This window comes from Lentzea sp. NBC_00516 (assembly GCF_036346835.1).
Taxonomy (GTDB): Bacteria; Actinomycetota; Actinomycetes; order Mycobacteriales; family Pseudonocardiaceae; genus Lentzea; species Lentzea sokolovensis.
In genome coordinates, this window is record NZ_CP107840.1 from 8,138,010 (window position 1) to 8,152,924 (window position 14,915).

At 68.5% G+C, this 14,915-nt stretch carries 17 protein-coding genes; 9 read left to right on the plus strand and 8 right to left on the minus strand.

Annotation, left to right across the window (positions count from 1 at the left end; genetic code table 11):
- Positions 1-174 precede the first annotated feature (174 nt).
- A complete protein-coding gene (locus OG205_RS37705) occupies positions 175-792 on the minus strand; it encodes a ComF family protein (protein WP_330272600.1) in 618 nt (205 codons plus the stop codon).
- 110 nt (positions 793-902) lie between these two features.
- Here OG205_RS37705 and OG205_RS37710 point away from each other — a divergent pair, with 110 nt between their 5' ends.
- The 3 genes from OG205_RS37710 (at position 903) to secA (ending at position 5,754) form a co-directional block, all read left to right on the plus strand.
- Positions 903-1,043 carry a hypothetical protein gene (locus OG205_RS37710; RefSeq protein ID WP_330272601.1) on the plus strand — a complete coding sequence of 47 codons (141 nt, stop codon included), beginning with the start codon at positions 903-905 and terminating at the stop codon, positions 1,041-1,043.
- A 737-nt stretch (positions 1,044-1,780) separates the two neighbouring features.
- Complete coding sequence (hpf, locus tag OG205_RS37715) at positions 1,781-2,446, plus strand: ribosome hibernation-promoting factor, HPF/YfiA family (RefSeq protein ID WP_330272602.1); 666 nt, start codon at positions 1,781-1,783, stop codon at positions 2,444-2,446.
- A gap of 359 nt (positions 2,447-2,805) precedes the next feature.
- The gene (gene secA / locus OG205_RS37720) at positions 2,806-5,754 is read left to right on the plus strand and encodes a preprotein translocase subunit SecA (protein WP_330272603.1); all 2,949 of its coding nucleotides are present in this window, start codon (positions 2,806-2,808) and stop codon (positions 5,752-5,754) included.
- Positions 5,755-5,818: 64 nt separating this feature from the next.
- Here secA and OG205_RS37725 read toward each other — a convergent pair whose 3' ends face one another.
- Positions 5,819-6,232: an Rv3235 family protein gene (locus tag OG205_RS37725; protein WP_330272604.1), complete on the minus strand. Its 414-nt coding sequence runs from the start codon at positions 6,230-6,232 to the stop codon at positions 5,819-5,821.
- A gap of 67 nt (positions 6,233-6,299) precedes the next feature.
- Here OG205_RS37725 and OG205_RS37730 point away from each other — a divergent pair, with 67 nt between their 5' ends.
- Positions 6,300-6,710 carry an HAD-IA family hydrolase gene (locus OG205_RS37730; protein ID WP_330272605.1) on the plus strand — a complete coding sequence of 137 codons (411 nt, stop codon included), beginning with the start codon at positions 6,300-6,302 and terminating at the stop codon, positions 6,708-6,710.
- Positions 6,711-6,794: 84 nt separating this feature from the next.
- Positions 6,795-7,094, plus strand: coding sequence for a hypothetical protein (locus tag OG205_RS37735; RefSeq protein ID WP_330272606.1), 300 nt, complete (start codon positions 6,795-6,797; stop codon positions 7,092-7,094).
- 5 nt (positions 7,095-7,099) lie between these two features.
- On the opposite strand, the gene OG205_RS37740 is transcribed toward OG205_RS37735, so the two are convergent.
- Complete coding sequence (locus OG205_RS37740; RefSeq protein ID WP_319975215.1) at positions 7,100-7,846, minus strand: TrmH family RNA methyltransferase; 747 nt, start codon at positions 7,844-7,846, stop codon at positions 7,100-7,102.
- A 105-nt stretch (positions 7,847-7,951) separates the two neighbouring features.
- Here OG205_RS37740 and OG205_RS37745 point away from each other — a divergent pair, with 105 nt between their 5' ends.
- From OG205_RS37745 to OG205_RS37755, 3 genes are read left to right on the plus strand one after another with little or no spacing between them, the layout of a single operon-like run.
- Positions 7,952-8,617, plus strand: coding sequence for a phosphotransferase (locus OG205_RS37745; RefSeq protein ID WP_330272607.1), 666 nt, complete (start codon positions 7,952-7,954; stop codon positions 8,615-8,617).
- Positions 8,618-8,627: 10 nt separating this feature from the next.
- Positions 8,628-10,019: a WS/DGAT/MGAT family O-acyltransferase gene (locus OG205_RS37750; RefSeq protein WP_319975217.1), complete on the plus strand. Its 1,392-nt coding sequence runs from the start codon at positions 8,628-8,630 to the stop codon at positions 10,017-10,019.
- Positions 10,016-10,507, plus strand: a complete 492-nt coding sequence (locus OG205_RS37755; protein WP_330272608.1) for a DUF6912 family protein — start codon at positions 10,016-10,018, stop codon at positions 10,505-10,507. The genes OG205_RS37750 and OG205_RS37755 overlap by 4 nt, the downstream gene beginning before the upstream one ends.
- Here OG205_RS37755 and OG205_RS37760 read toward each other — a convergent pair.
- Positions 10,504-11,331 carry a GNAT family N-acetyltransferase gene (locus OG205_RS37760; RefSeq protein WP_330272609.1) on the minus strand — a complete coding sequence of 276 codons (828 nt, stop codon included), beginning with the start codon at positions 11,329-11,331 and terminating at the stop codon, positions 10,504-10,506. The genes OG205_RS37755 and OG205_RS37760 overlap by 4 nt on opposite strands.
- A gap of 2 nt (positions 11,332-11,333) precedes the next feature.
- A complete protein-coding gene (locus OG205_RS37765; protein WP_401036872.1) occupies positions 11,334-11,669 on the minus strand; it encodes a VOC family protein in 336 nt (111 codons plus the stop codon).
- Positions 11,670-11,756: 87 nt separating this feature from the next.
- Between OG205_RS37765 and pruA the strand changes: the two genes are divergently transcribed.
- Positions 11,757-13,385 (plus strand): L-glutamate gamma-semialdehyde dehydrogenase, encoded by a 1,629-nt coding sequence (pruA, locus tag OG205_RS37770; protein ID WP_330272611.1) that lies wholly within the window; start codon positions 11,757-11,759, stop codon positions 13,383-13,385.
- A 3-nt stretch (positions 13,386-13,388) separates the two neighbouring features.
- Here pruA and OG205_RS37775 read toward each other — a convergent pair whose 3' ends face one another.
- From OG205_RS37775 to OG205_RS37785, 3 genes are read right to left on the minus strand one after another with little or no spacing between them, the layout of a single operon-like run.
- The gene (locus OG205_RS37775) at positions 13,389-13,862 is read right to left on the minus strand and encodes a hypothetical protein (RefSeq protein WP_330272612.1); all 474 of its coding nucleotides are present in this window, start codon (positions 13,860-13,862) and stop codon (positions 13,389-13,391) included.
- Entirely contained in the window at positions 13,859-14,350 is a 492-nt protein-coding gene (locus OG205_RS37780) for a hypothetical protein (RefSeq protein ID WP_330272613.1), read from the minus strand. The genes OG205_RS37775 and OG205_RS37780 overlap by 4 nt, the downstream gene beginning before the upstream one ends.
- A gap of 14 nt (positions 14,351-14,364) precedes the next feature.
- On the minus strand, positions 14,365-14,892 hold the full coding sequence (locus tag OG205_RS37785) for a hypothetical protein (protein WP_330272614.1): 528 nt from the start codon (positions 14,890-14,892) through the stop codon (positions 14,365-14,367).
- Between the last annotated feature and the right edge of the window lie 23 nt (positions 14,893-14,915).

Genomic DNA, 14,915 nt, shown 5'->3' on the forward strand with positions numbered 1-14,915 from the left:
GCTGGCAGGCCCACGCGGTTGGCTCGCGTTGGCGCGACTGGGCTGACGGCAGCGAGCCGTCCTCACCGGCAGCGAGGATGTCGTACCGGCTTGCCGAGGCAGTGAGCTGGCGCGGTCGGGCTGCAGACGGCGCGCAGGCGTGCGTTTCCAGGGGCTCGTGGAAGCCTGCGGCCCCTACTGCCCTGGCCGGTGTGGCCGGGCCGAGGTCAGCACGAGGACCGCGTTCGTGCGCACCCCCGCCTGCCGTAAAGCGCGTACGCAAGCCGACGCCGTGGCGCCGGTGGTGATCACGTCGTCCAGCAGCACCGTGGTGCCCGGTGGCGACGGGCCGCAGACCTCCACCCGCCCCGCGAGATTGCGTCTGCGCGCGATCGCGGTCAGGCCCACGGAATCGGCCACACCCGGCGCCAGCCGGAGGACCGGTGCGACGGTGGCGATGTCCGTCTCCCGTGCGATTCGGAGCATGTGGTCGCCGCCGCGGTTGCGCGCGGCGCTGCGGCGGGAGGGCGCGGGGATGAGCGTCCACGGTGGAGGGCCGATCGCCACCAGGGTGGCCGCGACCAAGGCGCCGAACCACGCTGCAAGGGCTCGTGCGCCCCGTTCCTTGAAGGCGAGCACCAGTTCCCTTGCGGTGCCGTGATAGGCCGCCAGCGTCCACACAGGCGGCCCCACGCCGGGCACCTGGAGTCGTGTGGGCGGACCGAAACCGTCGAGGCACGTGGCGCAGCAGGCGGTGCCGGCGACGCCGCAGCCGGAGCAGGTGGGCGGGAGGAGCAGATCGAGAGCTGACATGGGATCAGGATGGCGGCGAGGTCTGACAGAAAATCGCGGCCGGGAACGAAACGAGACCCTGGAGGGGCGCAGCGGGGTCTTTCGGCACCGCCCACAAGGGTGAAGTTGGGGTGACGATGTCGATCTCCGGCACGGTCGTGGCGCGCGAAAAACCGCTGCTCGGCGCGCGTTCTGTGACGACGCCCCAAGATCTTGTAACTCGTTTCGACCCGTTTGTCCCAACCTCTGTTGAGCGGACGTTTCAGAACTGAGGCGTCCGCACATCGCGTCGTCGATCAAGGCCTCACCCGGACGGAGATCGCCTCCCGAGATGACCCGTGGACGGGCCCGCCACAGCCGCCCTGAGTTAACGATTATTCACGTATGGAGCTGACCAGCGGTTATTCATAGGAATGCCGGTACGTCCCGTCATGACGATGATCGACTGCCTTGTCCGGCATTGGGTGAAATCCACCGTTCGGCCGGGCGTGACAGGGCTGTGATCGGGTATCGGGGGGCCACAGTTCCGTTGGAAGAAGCGCGGTAAGCGTCCACGGAGTGGTTCGGAATCGATCTCTTCCAGGTTTCGGGAACATGACGCGGGGGTCGCCCGTTGGCTGGGTATGAGGCCGCGACTGGACCCGTTCGACGCAGCGAGGCTGCCGTCGAGTGCCGGTTGCGGCGTGCGCCGTTCGGGTGAGTCAGGGGCTGCCGGGTTTGGTTCGGAGCACGCTCGGGAAACGCTTGGCAACGCGCTGTCGTCGCGCTGCGTAGTCAGCAAAAAATCTCGTCGTTCCCCCGGCAAGGGGGCTTACGCGACGGTGAATCCCAAGCTAACGTGCACCGCTATCAGCGTTCCCGGCCCTCGGGGAGGAGGCGAACAGCCCATGATCCTGGCGCCGTGAGAGCTGAGGGAGACGACCCTCTGCGACACATCCGCGATCCAAGATCGCCACGGCGCTTTAAAGCAGTCCAGCCATAGCTCGCAGCAAAGCGAGGGAGGTCGTGTATGGACATCGTCGTTAAGGGCCGCAACGTCGAGGTGCCCGATCACTACAGGGTTCACGTCGCCGAAAAGCTGGCCCGGCTTGAGCGCTACGACCGCAAGGTCATCCGCTACGACGTGGAACTTTTCCACGAGCCGAACCGCCGCCAGTCGAAGAACTGCCAGCGGGTCGAAATCACCGGCAAGGGACGTGGACCTGTGGTCCGTTCCGAAGCCTGCGCGGGTGACTTCTACGCCGCGCTCGATTCTGCGGTCGCGAAGCTCGAGAACCGTCTGCGTCGGTCACACGACCGCAGGCGCGTCCACCACGGGGCCCGCGCCCCGATCTCGGTGGCCGAAGCGACAAGCGGACTGGCTGACCAGTCCGCCGGCGAAAGCATGACGTCGCGCCGCGCCAAGACCGCGGTGCTCGACGCACCCGAGGCCGACTACGAGGGCATGGCGGAAGTGCCCGCGCAGCGTTGGGACGACGGCCTCGAAGACAAGTTGCCCGGACGCGTCGTACGCGAGAAGGAGCACGCCGCCAAACCGATGACCGTCGACCAGGCCCTCTACGAGATGGAACTGGTCGGACACGACTTCTACCTGTTCGCCGACACCGAATGCGGACGCCCGAGCGTCGTCTACCGCCGGAAGGGATTCGACTACGGCGTGATCAGGCTGGCCTGACCGCCCACCACGTTCCTTCGACCGCCGCCGCCCCGCACCCCTCGCGTGCGGGGCGGCGGCGTGCGTCTACCGCCGGTCGGACTCATCTCGTCCCGTGACGTTCACCGTCAAGGTGAAATTGACTGGACCAGGAACCTTTACGCCGTCCTCATACGTTCTCCACACCAGTAGCCGAGGTGGGGGCTCCGGCAACAGGTGGCCTGGGAAGATCGCAGAAACGGCACCTGACCTGCACAGACCAGGTCGGGCCAGCCAATCCGCCTGTGTCCGTGCACACATCTTGGCGACTTGCCTACGATGGGCAGGGGAAAGGCGTCCGACGTGGGCGCGCCGCGATACAGGTGATGAGGTCTATCCAGATGGTGCTGTCCCGACTGCTCCGCTCCGGCGAGGGCAAGATGCTCAAGCGCCTCCGCAACATCGCACAGCACATCAACCACCTGGAAGACGAGGTGGTGGACCTCTCCGACGCCGAGTTGCGGGGCAAGACCGAGGAGTTCCGGAAGCGCTACGCCGAGGGCGAGTCGCTGGACGAGCTGCTGCCGGAGGCGTTCGCCGTGGCCCGTGAGGCCGCGAAGCGCACCCTCGGCCAGCGCCCCTACGACGTCCAGATGATGGGCGGCGCGGCACTCCACCTCGGTCAGATCTCCGAGATGCGCACGGGTGAGGGCAAGACGCTGACCTCGGTCATGCCCGTCTACCTCAACGCCATCGCCGGCAAGGGCGTCCACGTCATCACCACGAACGACTACCTGGCCAAGCGCGACGCGGACTGGATGGGCCGCGTTCACCGCTTCCTGGGCATGTCCGTCGGCGCGATCCTCTCCGAGATGACTCCGGAGCAGCGGCGCGCGTCGTACAACTCGGACATCACCTACGGCACGAACAACGAGTTCGGCTTCGACTACCTGCGCGACAACATGGCGTGGAGCCTGGAAGAGTGCGTGCAGCGCGGCCACTACTTCGCGATCGTCGACGAGGTCGACTCGATCCTCATCGACGAGGCGCGCACCCCGCTGATCATCTCCGGCCCGGCCGAGCAGTCGGCCCGCTGGTACACCGAGTTCGCGCGGCTCGTCCCGCGGATGCGCGGCATCGACGTCACCCAGCTCTCCCAGAAGGACCGCATCGAGGTCATCGAGGAGAAGTCGAAGTCGTACCACTACCAGTACGACGAGAAGAAGCGCACCGTCGCCGTCACCGAGCTCGGTGTGGAGTTCATCGAGGACCAGCTCGGCATCGACAACCTGTACGAGGCCGCGAACACGCCGTTGGTGGGCTACCTGAACAACGCCCTCAAGGCGAAGGAGCTCTACAACCGCGACAAGGACTACATCCTCCGCAACGGTGAAGTCATGATCGTCGACGAGTTCACGGGTCGTGTGCTCTCCGGTCGCCGTTACAACGAGGGCATGCACCAGGCCATCGAGGCCAAGGAGAACGTCGAGATCAAGGCGGAGAACCAGACTCTCGCCACGATCACGCTGCAGAACTACTTCCGCCTCTACGAGAAGCTCGGCGGCATGACCGGTACCGCCGAGACCGAGGCTGCCGAGTTCCACCAGACCTACAAGCTGGGCGTCGTCGGAATCCCGACGAACCGCCCGCCGCAGCGCAAGGACCAGCCCGACCTCGTCTACAAGAGCGAGGAGGCGAAGTTCGAGGCCGTTGCCGACGACATCGCCGAGAAGCACGAGAACGGCCAGCCGGTCCTGATCGGCACGACGAGCGTCGAGCGCTCCGAGTACCTGTCGAAGCTGCTGGTGCGCAAGGGCATCCCGCACGAGGTGCTGAACGCGAAGCACCACGACCGCGAGGCGCTGATCATCGCGAAGGCCGGCCGCAAGGGCGCCGTCACGGTCGCGACGAACATGGCCGGTCGCGGTACGGACATCGTGCTGGGCGGTAACCCGGACATCATCGCCGACCACGAGCTGCGTGACCGCGGCCTCGACCCGGTGGAGACGCCGGAGGAGTACGAGGCCGAGTGGGCCAAGGTCGTCGAGGAACTGACGACCCAGGGCAAGGCAGAGGCCGACGAGGTCCGCGAGGCCGGCGGTCTCTACGTGCTCGGCACCGAGCGCCACGAGTCCCGCCGCATCGACAACCAGCTCCGCGGCCGCACCGGCCGTCAGGGTGACCCCGGCGAGTCGCGCTTCTACCTGTCCCTGCAGGACGAGCTGATGCGCCGCTTCAACGCGTCCATGGTCGAGATGGTCATGACGCGCCTGAACGTGCCGGACGACGTGCCGATCGAGCACAAGATGGTCACCCGCGCCATCCGCAGCGCGCAGACCCAGGTCGAGCAGCAGAACTTCGAGATCCGCAAGAACGTCCTCAAGTACGACGAGGTCATGAACCGCCAGCGCACGGTGATCTACGCCGAGCGCCACCGCGTTCTCGCCGGTGAGGACCTGCGCGAGCAGGTCGAGCACATGATCGAGAGCGTCGTCGAGGAGTACGTCAACGGCGCCACCGCCGACGGGTACGCCGAGGACTGGGACTTCGAGAAGCTCTGGACCGCCCTCAAGACCCTCTACCCGGTCTCGCTGGACGCGAAGGAGATCCTCGAGTCCGATGAGGACGTGACGCGCGAGTACCTGCGCGATCTCCTCGTCGAGGACGCGATGAACGCCTACAGCGCCCGCGAGGCCGACATCGACAGCCGGGTCGGCGAAGGCGCCATCCGCGAACTGGAGCGCCGCGTCCTGCTGTCCGTCCTGGACCGCAAGTGGCGCGAGCACCTGTACGAGATGGACTACTTGAAGGAGGGCATCGGCCTGCGCGCGATGGCGCAGCGCGATCCCCTCATCGAGTACCAGCGCGAGGGCTTCGAGATGTTCAACGCGATGCTCGACGCGTTGCGCGAGGAGACCGTCGGCTTCCTGTTCAACCTCCAGGTCGAAGCGGCCGAACCGGAGCCCGTCGCCGAGCCCCAGGTCCCCGTGGCCCTGGGCGCGGCCCCGCAGGCTCTTCCGCAGGTCTCCGGCAACGGCGGTGGCGGCGGTGCGCGCGCTCGTGCCCGCGCCGCGGCGGCCGCACAGCAGCAGGCGCAGCGGGAGCCCGAGGCGCCCGCGGGCCCGGCCATGGCCCAGCTGGCCAGCGGCAACGCCATCCCGCCCGCCCTGCGTGGCAAGGGTCTCGGTGGCCCCGGCCAGCAGAACCTGAACTACAGCGGCCCGGCTGAGGACGGCGGCGTGGAAGAGCACGCCGAGGCGAGCAGCGCGGCCGGCCAGCAGGGCGGCACCCGCAAGGAGCGCCGCGAGGCGGCCCGTCAGGCAGCGAAGAACCAGCGCAAGCCCCGCTGACCCGCACCACCACCGCGTGGGCCGTGTTCCTCAGGGAACGCGGCCCACGCGGCTTTTCCGGCCCTCACTCCAGCACCGTGAACGAGGTGAACCACCACCTCCCGCTCCGGTGCTCGGCCCGGCCGGCCACGGCCAGGACTCGCCCCTCCCTGCGCACGGTCACCGCGACCTCGGCCGAGAACCGGGACGGATGACAGACCCGGGGTGCCCGAACCATCCGCGTGGTCCGAGGACGAACCAGCCCGCTCAGCCGGGCGGCCAGAACGGGCACCGCGACCTCCCGCAGCAGCCGGGTGGCCCGCCTCCCGTCCAGCACCTCCAGCACGACCCCGACGAGCCGGGAAGCGTCGAAGGCGGGCGGGGGAGGTTCCGGCACCGGCACCCAGACGGGCCTGGGCCGCGGCCGGGGAATCACGAAGCCGCCGGAGACTCCGACCGGAGGCTCGTAGGCGGGCAGGCGGCGAACGACTGGGGGCATGCCGAACCTGGCGCGCCGACAACGACATCAGGACACCGGGCACCCGAAAGTGGGTACCGTTCTCCAGGTGCTGAAAGCCCTGGTGCTCGACTACGGCGGCGTCCTGACCGACCCCGGCGAGGACAACCCCGCCGAACCTCCGCTGCTCACCGCGCTGCGCAAAGCGAAGGCGCACGGCCTCAAGACCGCGCTGCTGTCCAACGCGGACGGCTGGTGGCACCCGCCGACCGTCTACACCGGCCTGTTCGACGCCGCGATCATCTCCGGCGAGGTCGGGCTCGCGAAGCCGGACACCGAGATCTACCTGCTCACGGCGCGGAAGCTGGACCTCGAACCCGAAGAGTGCGTCTTCGTGGACGACCTGGCGGTCAACGTCCGCGGCGCCGCCGAGGCGGGCATGGTCGGCGTCCACCATCGGTCGACACGGTCCACCCTCGAGGAGCTGGAAATCCTGCTAGCGATCGCGCTCCGCGATTGAGGGTTCACCCCGCAGCGTCATTGCCCATTATTCGGCAAAGCGCTACCGTCGATTTGGTCAGTAGCCGATTGCATAGGGGAGAAAATGCGAAGAATTGTCGCTTGTGTTGCAGTCGCCATTGCAGCCACGGCAATTGCATCACCCGCGCAGGCGCAGGAACGCGGTTGCTACGAGGACTACCTGCGGGACGGGCGCACCGTCGAGGTCTTCTGCGACGACGGCAGGCCGGGCCGCTTCCGGGCCGTCGCGCACTGCACGAACGGCCTGGGCTTCTGGGACCAGTACGGGACGATCGGCCGGGTCAGGGGCGAGCCGTCGACCGCGGCCTGCACGTCACTGCTGGGCTACCCGCGGGTCAACAGCTACCACGTCGACTGGCTCTGAGCGGGTCACTGGGCCCGGCGCACGAGTTCGAAGCAGAGCACGGCCGCCGCTGACGCGACATTCAGTGATTCCACGCCCGCCGCCATCGGAATCGAGAGCCACGACGTGATGTGTGGACGCACGTCGTCGGTGATTCCGGACGTTTCGCTGCCGAGCACGAACGCGGAGCGCGACGAAAAAGAGGCGGAATAAATCGTGTCGGAAGCGTGGGAATCCAGCGCGTAAAGCGGAAATCCGGACGCGCGCAACAAAGCCGAGGCCTCCGCCGAGGTGCCGCAGCGCAGCACGGGCGCTCGGAAAGCCACTCCGGCGGAGGCCTTCACCACGAGCGGGTCGATCGAGGCGACGCCCCGGCGTGGCACCACGATGCCGTCGATGCCGGCGGCGGTCGCGGTGCGCAGGATCATGCCGACGTTCGCGGGCGTGGTGATGCCGTCCAGCACCAGAACGGACTTCAGCCCGCCTTCTTCGAGAGCCAGCGCCAACGGCTTCATGCGCGGCGCCACGACGTCGGCGAGCACGCCCTGGTCCTGCTTGCCGTTGCCGGCCAGCACCTTCACGCGCTGCGCGGTCGCCCGCTGCACCTGGACCCCGCGCGAACGGGCCGCGTCGATGATCTCGTGCGCGGCCGCGCCTCGGGCCGTGTCGGCGAGCACCACCTTGTCGACCGTGAGCGCCGGGTCGTCCAGCGCTTCCAGCACTGGCTTGCGGCCGTAGACGGTGACGAAGCGGTCCTTGGGCGAGATCTCCACCGGAAGAGAGTGCCAGAGGCAGGCACACAGGGCTCAAACGGGTGAAGAGCTCCACTAGAGCCGTTCGGCCCTTGTGTTTCGGATCATATCGATGATGATCGTCACATGACGGCAGGTATGCGCAGCGTCGCGCAACGTCAACATCTCGCGAGCGGTCAGGACTCGGATGTGTTCATCCGGTCGGACGGGCTGCTCGTCAAACGCACGCGCACCGGCCGTGACCTGCGGCGCGAGGCCCAGATGATGTCGTACCTGAGCGGCTTCGGCATCCCCGTGCCGCGCGTGCACGAGGCCACCGCAGACGAACTCGTCATGCAGTACGTGCCCGGCCCGCGGATGTCCGAGGAGATCGGCCGCAAGCCGTGGCTCGCGGGCAGCCTCGGCACGGAACTCGCGGACCTGCACCACCGCCTCGACCTCATCCCGGCACCGGACTTCCTGAGTGGCGAGGGCAACCTCCTGCACCTCGACCTGCACCCCGGCAACGTCGTGCTCGGGCCGGAAGGGCCCGTGGTGCTCGACTGGGCCAGCGCGACCAAGGGCGACCGCAGGCTCGACGTGGCGCTGAGCTGGGTCTCGCTCGCCGTCGCCCACCTCGCCCCGGTCATGAAGCTCACGCGGTGGCGATTCCTGCGGTCGTTCATGGCCAACGTGGACCCGAAGGCGGTCGAGGCGATCCCGGAGGCCGCGCGCATCCGGCTGGAGCGGCACGACCGTGATCCGCGCGAACGCGCCGCACTTCAGAAGTTGATGGACCGCCAATCGCACTAGGCTAGGTCGTATGCCGGACCGACTGTCAGCGCTGGACGCCTCGTTCCTGTACCTGGAGGACTCCACGACGCCGATGCACGTCGGTGGCGTGGCGGTGTTCCGCCGGCCCAAGGCCGGTTTCGACTACGACAAGCTCGTCGACCTCATCGAGCAACGCCTCAGCCTCGTGCCGCGCTACCGGCAGAAGGTCGTGCAGGTCCCCGGCCGCATCGCGCGCCCGGTCTGGGTGGACGACCCGGACTTCGACGTCACCTACCACGTGCGCAGGTCCGCCCTGCCCAAGCCGGGAAACGAGACGCAGCTGGACGACCTGGTCGCGCGCCTGATGTCGCGCCCGCTCGACCACTCCCGCCCGCTGTGGGAGATCTACCTGGTCGAGGGCCTGGAGAAGAACCAGACCGCGGTCATCACCAAGACCCACCAGGCCATGATCGACGGCATCGCGTCGCTGGAGATCGGCCAGGTCATGCTGGACGTGTCGCCGACGCCGCGCACGAACGTCGAGAACCTCTGGATGCCGCAGCCGGAGCCCAGCTCGCTGCAGCTCGTGGCCGACGCCGTCACCGACATCGTGCAGCGTCCCGGCGAGCTCGTGGAGAACGTTCGCAGCGCAGCCCTCGACACGGTCAACACGGTCGAGAAGGTCTTCAACGCGTTCGGCGTGCTCGCGAGCGCCGTCCGCACGGTCGCGACGCCCGCGTCCGGCAGTCCGCTGAACGTCCGGATCACCTCGCCGCAGCGCCGGTTCGCCGTCGCCCGCGCCCAGCTCGACGACCTGCGCGCCATCCGCAAGCAGCACGGCGGCACCGTCAACGACGTCGTGCTCGCGGCGCTGAGCGGGGCCCTGCGCAACTGGCTGCTCAGCCGCGGTGAGAACGTCACCGGCAGCACCACGATCCGCGCGATGGCGCCGCTGTCCGTCCGCGAGGCCGACCCGGACTCCGGCAACAACGTGAGCGCCTACCTGGTCGATCTGCCGGTCGGCGAGCCGAACCCGGTCGTGCGCCTGCACCACGTGAGCCACGCGATGCGCGCGCACCAGGAGTCCGGCCAGTCCGTCGCCGCCGACGCGCTGGTGAAGGTCTCCGGCTTCGCACCGCCTACGCTGCACGCACTCGGCGCACGCGCCGCCAGTTCGTTCAGCCGCCGGCTGTTCAACGTGATCGTCACCAACGTTCCGGGCCCGCAGGTTCCCCTGTACGCGGCGGGCGCGAGAATGACCGAGATCTTCCCGGTCGTCCCGCTCGCCAAGAACCAGGCGCTGGCCATCGGGGTGACGTCGTACGACGGCGGTGTTTACTTCGGGTTGAACGGCGACCGCGACGCCATGTCCGATGTGGACGTGCTCGCGACCATGGTCGAGGAGTCGGTGGAGGAACTGATGGGGACGGCGAGCGCATGAGGGTCTACATCCCGGCCACGGTGCCGATGCTGCGCGCGTTCGTCGACAGCGGCGAACTCGCTCCGGTCACCGGCACGGCGTTCGCGCTGACGCCGGCGCTGCGCGAGTCCTACGCGGCGGGCGACACCGAGGAGCTGGAGTACTCGGCGATGCTCGACGCCGCACGGGCCTCCCTGCGGTTGCTGGCCGCCGACGAGAAGGCGGAGCCGCGTCGTGCGGTGATCGCCGTGGACGTGGAGGACGTGACGCTGCGTCCTGACCTCGACTTCTCGGTCGTGAAGGTCGTCGGCTCGTTCACGACGAAGGAAGTCGCGGCCGTGCACCTCGACACGGCAGAGGCGGAAGCGGACGTGCGCGCGGCGGCGGACGTCATCGACGCCGCCGACCTGGGCGACCCGGACGCCGAGTTCGCCCTGGGCAGCGCCGAGGACCACGAACTGGCCTGGTACGCGGCGCAGGAACTCCCGTTCGTGCTGGAGCTGCTCTAGTCCCGGCGCTGGTCGTGCACCTCGGGCAGCTGATCGAAACCGGCTGCCCGGTAGGTGGCGACGGCGCCGACGTTCGAACTCGGCGTGCAGACGAGCGCGCTCGACGAGCCGAGGTCCTGCAACGCCGCCGCGGCGGCGACGGTGATCGCCGTGCCGAAACCCTTGCCCCGGTGGTCGTGGTGCACGCCCATCGGTTCGATCAGCCCTGGCCTGCCGGGACCGGCCGACCACACCGTCACCGCCGCGACCGCGTCGTCCTGGTCGAACGCGACCAGGCTGCGGGCGTCGGCGTACGCGGAACCGGCGGCCATCGCGTGCCAGCGTTCGACGGTGAACGTCGACTTCTCGAACGACGCTCTGATCACTTCGGCGTGCAGGTGCGCCTGATCAGGCTCGATCACGTCGATCCGCACACCCGGATCCGGTACGGGCGCACTGAGATCACGGCGCAGCGGCGTCCACGGCACGTCGGACTGCCAGCCGCGTTCGAACATCAGCTCCTGGAACCGCGTGCCCACAGGGGATTCCACGTAGACGGTCCCGGCGGGAAGGACACCGCGCCCGGGATCGCAGATGTCGTCGGCCAGCCGCCGTGCCAGCTCCTCGTCCTGACGGGCGTCCGGCGCGATCGTGAACCGCAGCAGGTCGTCGCCGTCCAGCAGGCCGACGGCGACGACCCGTCCGGCAGAGCTCCAGGTCCGGACCGCCGCCACCGCAGCCTCGTCACCGAAACGCCAGAACCAGCCCAGATCTCCCGGATGGAGCTGGAACGGCAGGTCGTCGTGCTGCCACTCGCGCAGCGCCTGCACGGCCTCGTCGAACACGATCACATTCCTTCCGCGGGCTCCCACAGCTCGATCCGGTTGCCCTCGGGGTCGACACACCACCCGAACCGGCCGAACTCCGAGTCCTCGGTGTCGGGCAGCACCTCGACGCCGCGCGCCTTCAGCTTCGCCATCAGCGACACCAGGTCGTCCACGCGCAGGTTCAGCATCGTGCGCTGGTGGGGTTCGCCGATGTAGGGCGTGTCCTGGGCGAACAACGCCATCGTCGTGGTGCCGGGGAACTCGTTCGTCGCCGTGTCGAGCCAGTGGAAGGTGACGGTGCCCTTCTCGCTCATCGGCACGCCCAGGTTGTCGCGGTACCAGGCGGCCAAGCGCACAGGGTCCCGAGAACGCAGGAAAACCCCGCCGATGCCAGTCACCCGCGCCACCCGACGGACCCTACTACCGCGTGCCACGATGGGGGAATGGACGCAGTCACGTCTGCACCCGAACCGGTCAACGAGCCCGTGCGCACCTATGCACCCGGTAGCGCCGAACGGACGAGTCTGCAGGCACGCATCGCGGAGCTCGAAGGCACGTCGCACGAGCTGACGATGACCATCGGCGGTCAGCAGCGCATGGGCGGTGGCGACCGCATCAACGTCGTTCAGCCGCACGACCACAGGCACGTTCTCGGTGTGACGGCGCAGGCCACGAACTCCGACGTCGCGGACGCCATGCGCGCCGCTCAGCACGCCGCGCCGGGCTGGCAGGAGCTGCCGTTCGACGAACGGGCCGCCGTGATGCTGCGGGCGGCCGACCTGCTCGCCGGCCCGTGGCGCGACACCCTCAACGCCGCCACGATCCTCGGCCAGTCGAAGTCCGTGCAGCAGGCCGAGATCGACGCGGCGTGCGAGCTGATCGACTTCCTGCGCTTCAACGTCCACTTCGGCCGCCGGATCCTGCAGGAGCAGCCGATCTCGTCGCCGGGCGTGTGGAACCGGATGGACCACCGGCCGCTCGACGGGTTCGTCGTGGCGATCACGCCGTTCAACTTCACCGCCATCGCGGGAAACCTGCCGCTCGCGCCCGCCCTGATGGGCAACGCCGTGGTGTGGAAGCCGTCGCCGACGCAGCAGCTGGCCGCGCACTTCACCATGGCGCTGCTCGAAGAGGCCGGTCTGCCGCCGGGCGTGATCAACCTCGTCACCGGCGACGGCCAGGCGGTGAGCCAGGTGGCGTTGCGGGACAGGTTCTTCGCCGGACTGCACTTCACCGGCTCCACGCGCACGTTCAAGGCGTTGTGGCAGACCATGGCGGGCAACCTCGACAACTACCGCGCCTACCCGCGCGTCGTCGGCGAGACCGGTGGCAAGGACTTCGTGCTGGCACACGCTTCCGCCGATCCGCGCGCGCTCGTCACCGGACTGGTGCGCGGTGCTTTCGAGTACCAGGGCCAGAAGTGCTCCGCGGCCTCACGTGCGTACATCGCGCGTTCGTTGTGGGACGGCGGAGTCCGAGAACAGCTTCTCGACGTCACGAAGTCGTTGTCCTACGGCGATGTCACGGACCTGTCGGCGTTCGGCGGCGCCGTGATCGACCACCGTGCGTTCGCCAAGCACAAGGAGGCGCTGCTGATGGCCTCCGCGTCCACTTCGGTCGAGGTGCTGGCCGGCGGCTCGTGCGACGACTCGGTGGGCTACTTCGTCGACCCCGCGGTGCTGCTCGGCACCGACCCGCACCACGACATCTTCACGACGGAGTACTTCGGCCCGATCCTCGCCGTGCACGTCTACGAGGACGCGGACTTCCCGAAGATGATGGAGATCATCGACACCTCCACGCCGTACGCACTGACCGGCGCCATCTTCGCGCGCGACCGCGTGGCCGTCGACCAGGCGCATCGCGCCCTGCGGTTCGCCGCGGGCAACTTCTACGTCAACGACAAGCCGACCGGTGCCGTCGTCGGGCAGCAGCCGTTCGGTGGGTCGCGCGGCTCCGGCACCAACGACAAGGCCGGCTCGATCTACAACCTGCAGCGCTGGACGAGCCCGCGCGCCATCAAGGAGACCCTGGTGCCGCCGACCGATCACCGCTACCCGCACATGGGGTAGCGGTCATTTCGGCAGCCTTTCCATCGCCTTCGCCGCCAGTCCCTGCGTGACCTGCCCGACCACGTTGAGATCATGGCTGCGCTGCAGGACCTTCAGCCCGATGAGCTGCCCGTCCCGCACCTCGACGACGGCGTCGCACGTCACCTCGCCCGAGGCGTCCACGCACTTGTTGGTCAGCGGGCGGTCGTCGCTCTCGCCGGCCTGGCCGCCGTCGATCACGCCGCCGTAGCCGCCGTCGGACAACAGCTTCTGCGACTCGTCCGAGAACTTCGCGCTCAGCAGCGTCAGTCGCGCGGTCAGCGAGTCGAACGGGAAGTCGCACGACCGGTCGGTCCTGGTGGGGGAGCCGCTCAGCTGCCCGGCGTCACCGGACGCGAGCAGCGTGCAGGGGTCGATGCCCTCGAACTTCGGGGCGGGCGACTGCCCGGTCGAGCAGGCCGTCAGAGCGAGGAGCAGTACCGGAACCAGTCGGATCATGAGAACAACCTTTGCACCACCGCGACGGACCGGGTGCGGGCGACCATCCCGATGTCGTAGTTGGGCGGGGTTCGTTCCGCGGTCATCACCAGCACGCGGTCCGCGGCCAGTTCGGTCACGACGACACCCAGGCTCGTCTGCGGCACGCTGGAACGGTCGTGCGTGACTCCCCACCAGGCCTTGCGGCCCTCGACCGTGAGTTCGGAGCCGTCGCGCACGCGGAACTTCGCCTGTTCCAGCGACTCGTTCGCGACGCTCATCCAGACGGACTGGCTCTCGATCGTCCACCGGCAGGTCGTCGGCTCGTTGAGGGGTTCCGGCGCCTTCGTGAACGGCTTCTCGAAGTCCGACTCGGCGAGCAACGTGCAGGCGTCGACCGTGGCCAGGTCACGCAGTTTCGGTGCGGGTGCGGGAGTGGGTGGCGGCGCCGGCGTCGAGCACGCGGTCAGCGCAGCCAGCAGCACCACAGCCCCCAGTCGTGTGTGCATGCGGGAAGTGTGACTCATGACGCCACCGGCAGGCGGTCGAGCGCGAACGTGATCAAGGTGATGCGCTGGCTCAGCAGCCATCCCTCGTTCGCGCCGGTCATCCGCGTCTTGACGGTCAACGACCGCGCGTAGCCGACGGCGGCCCACACGCCGCAGTCCAGTTCGGACGCGTCCGTGTCACAGCCGAACCACATGGTGTGCCCGTCGATCTCGCCCTGGTGGCCGTTCGGATGGGCCTTCTTGACCTCGTCGTACTCGATCTCCTCCAGTCCGACGAGAACGGTCAGGGCGCCGGAGGCGAAGATGTACCGGCAGAAGCCTGGCTTCTCCGGGTCGGGCGTGGGCACGACCGTGGTCGCTTTCATGACCGGGCTGCTGCCGTCCACCGGTATCGCCTTGCACGTGTCGAACGCGGCCAGGTTCCGCGGCTTGTCGACGCGCGGTGACGTGGTCGGCACCGGCTTCGGCGGTGGTCCGGGGATCTCGGCTGTGCACGCGGTCAGGGCAGCGCACAGCACGGCGACCCCCAGAAGTCTGCTCATGGGGAGAGTGTGACCGACCCGCG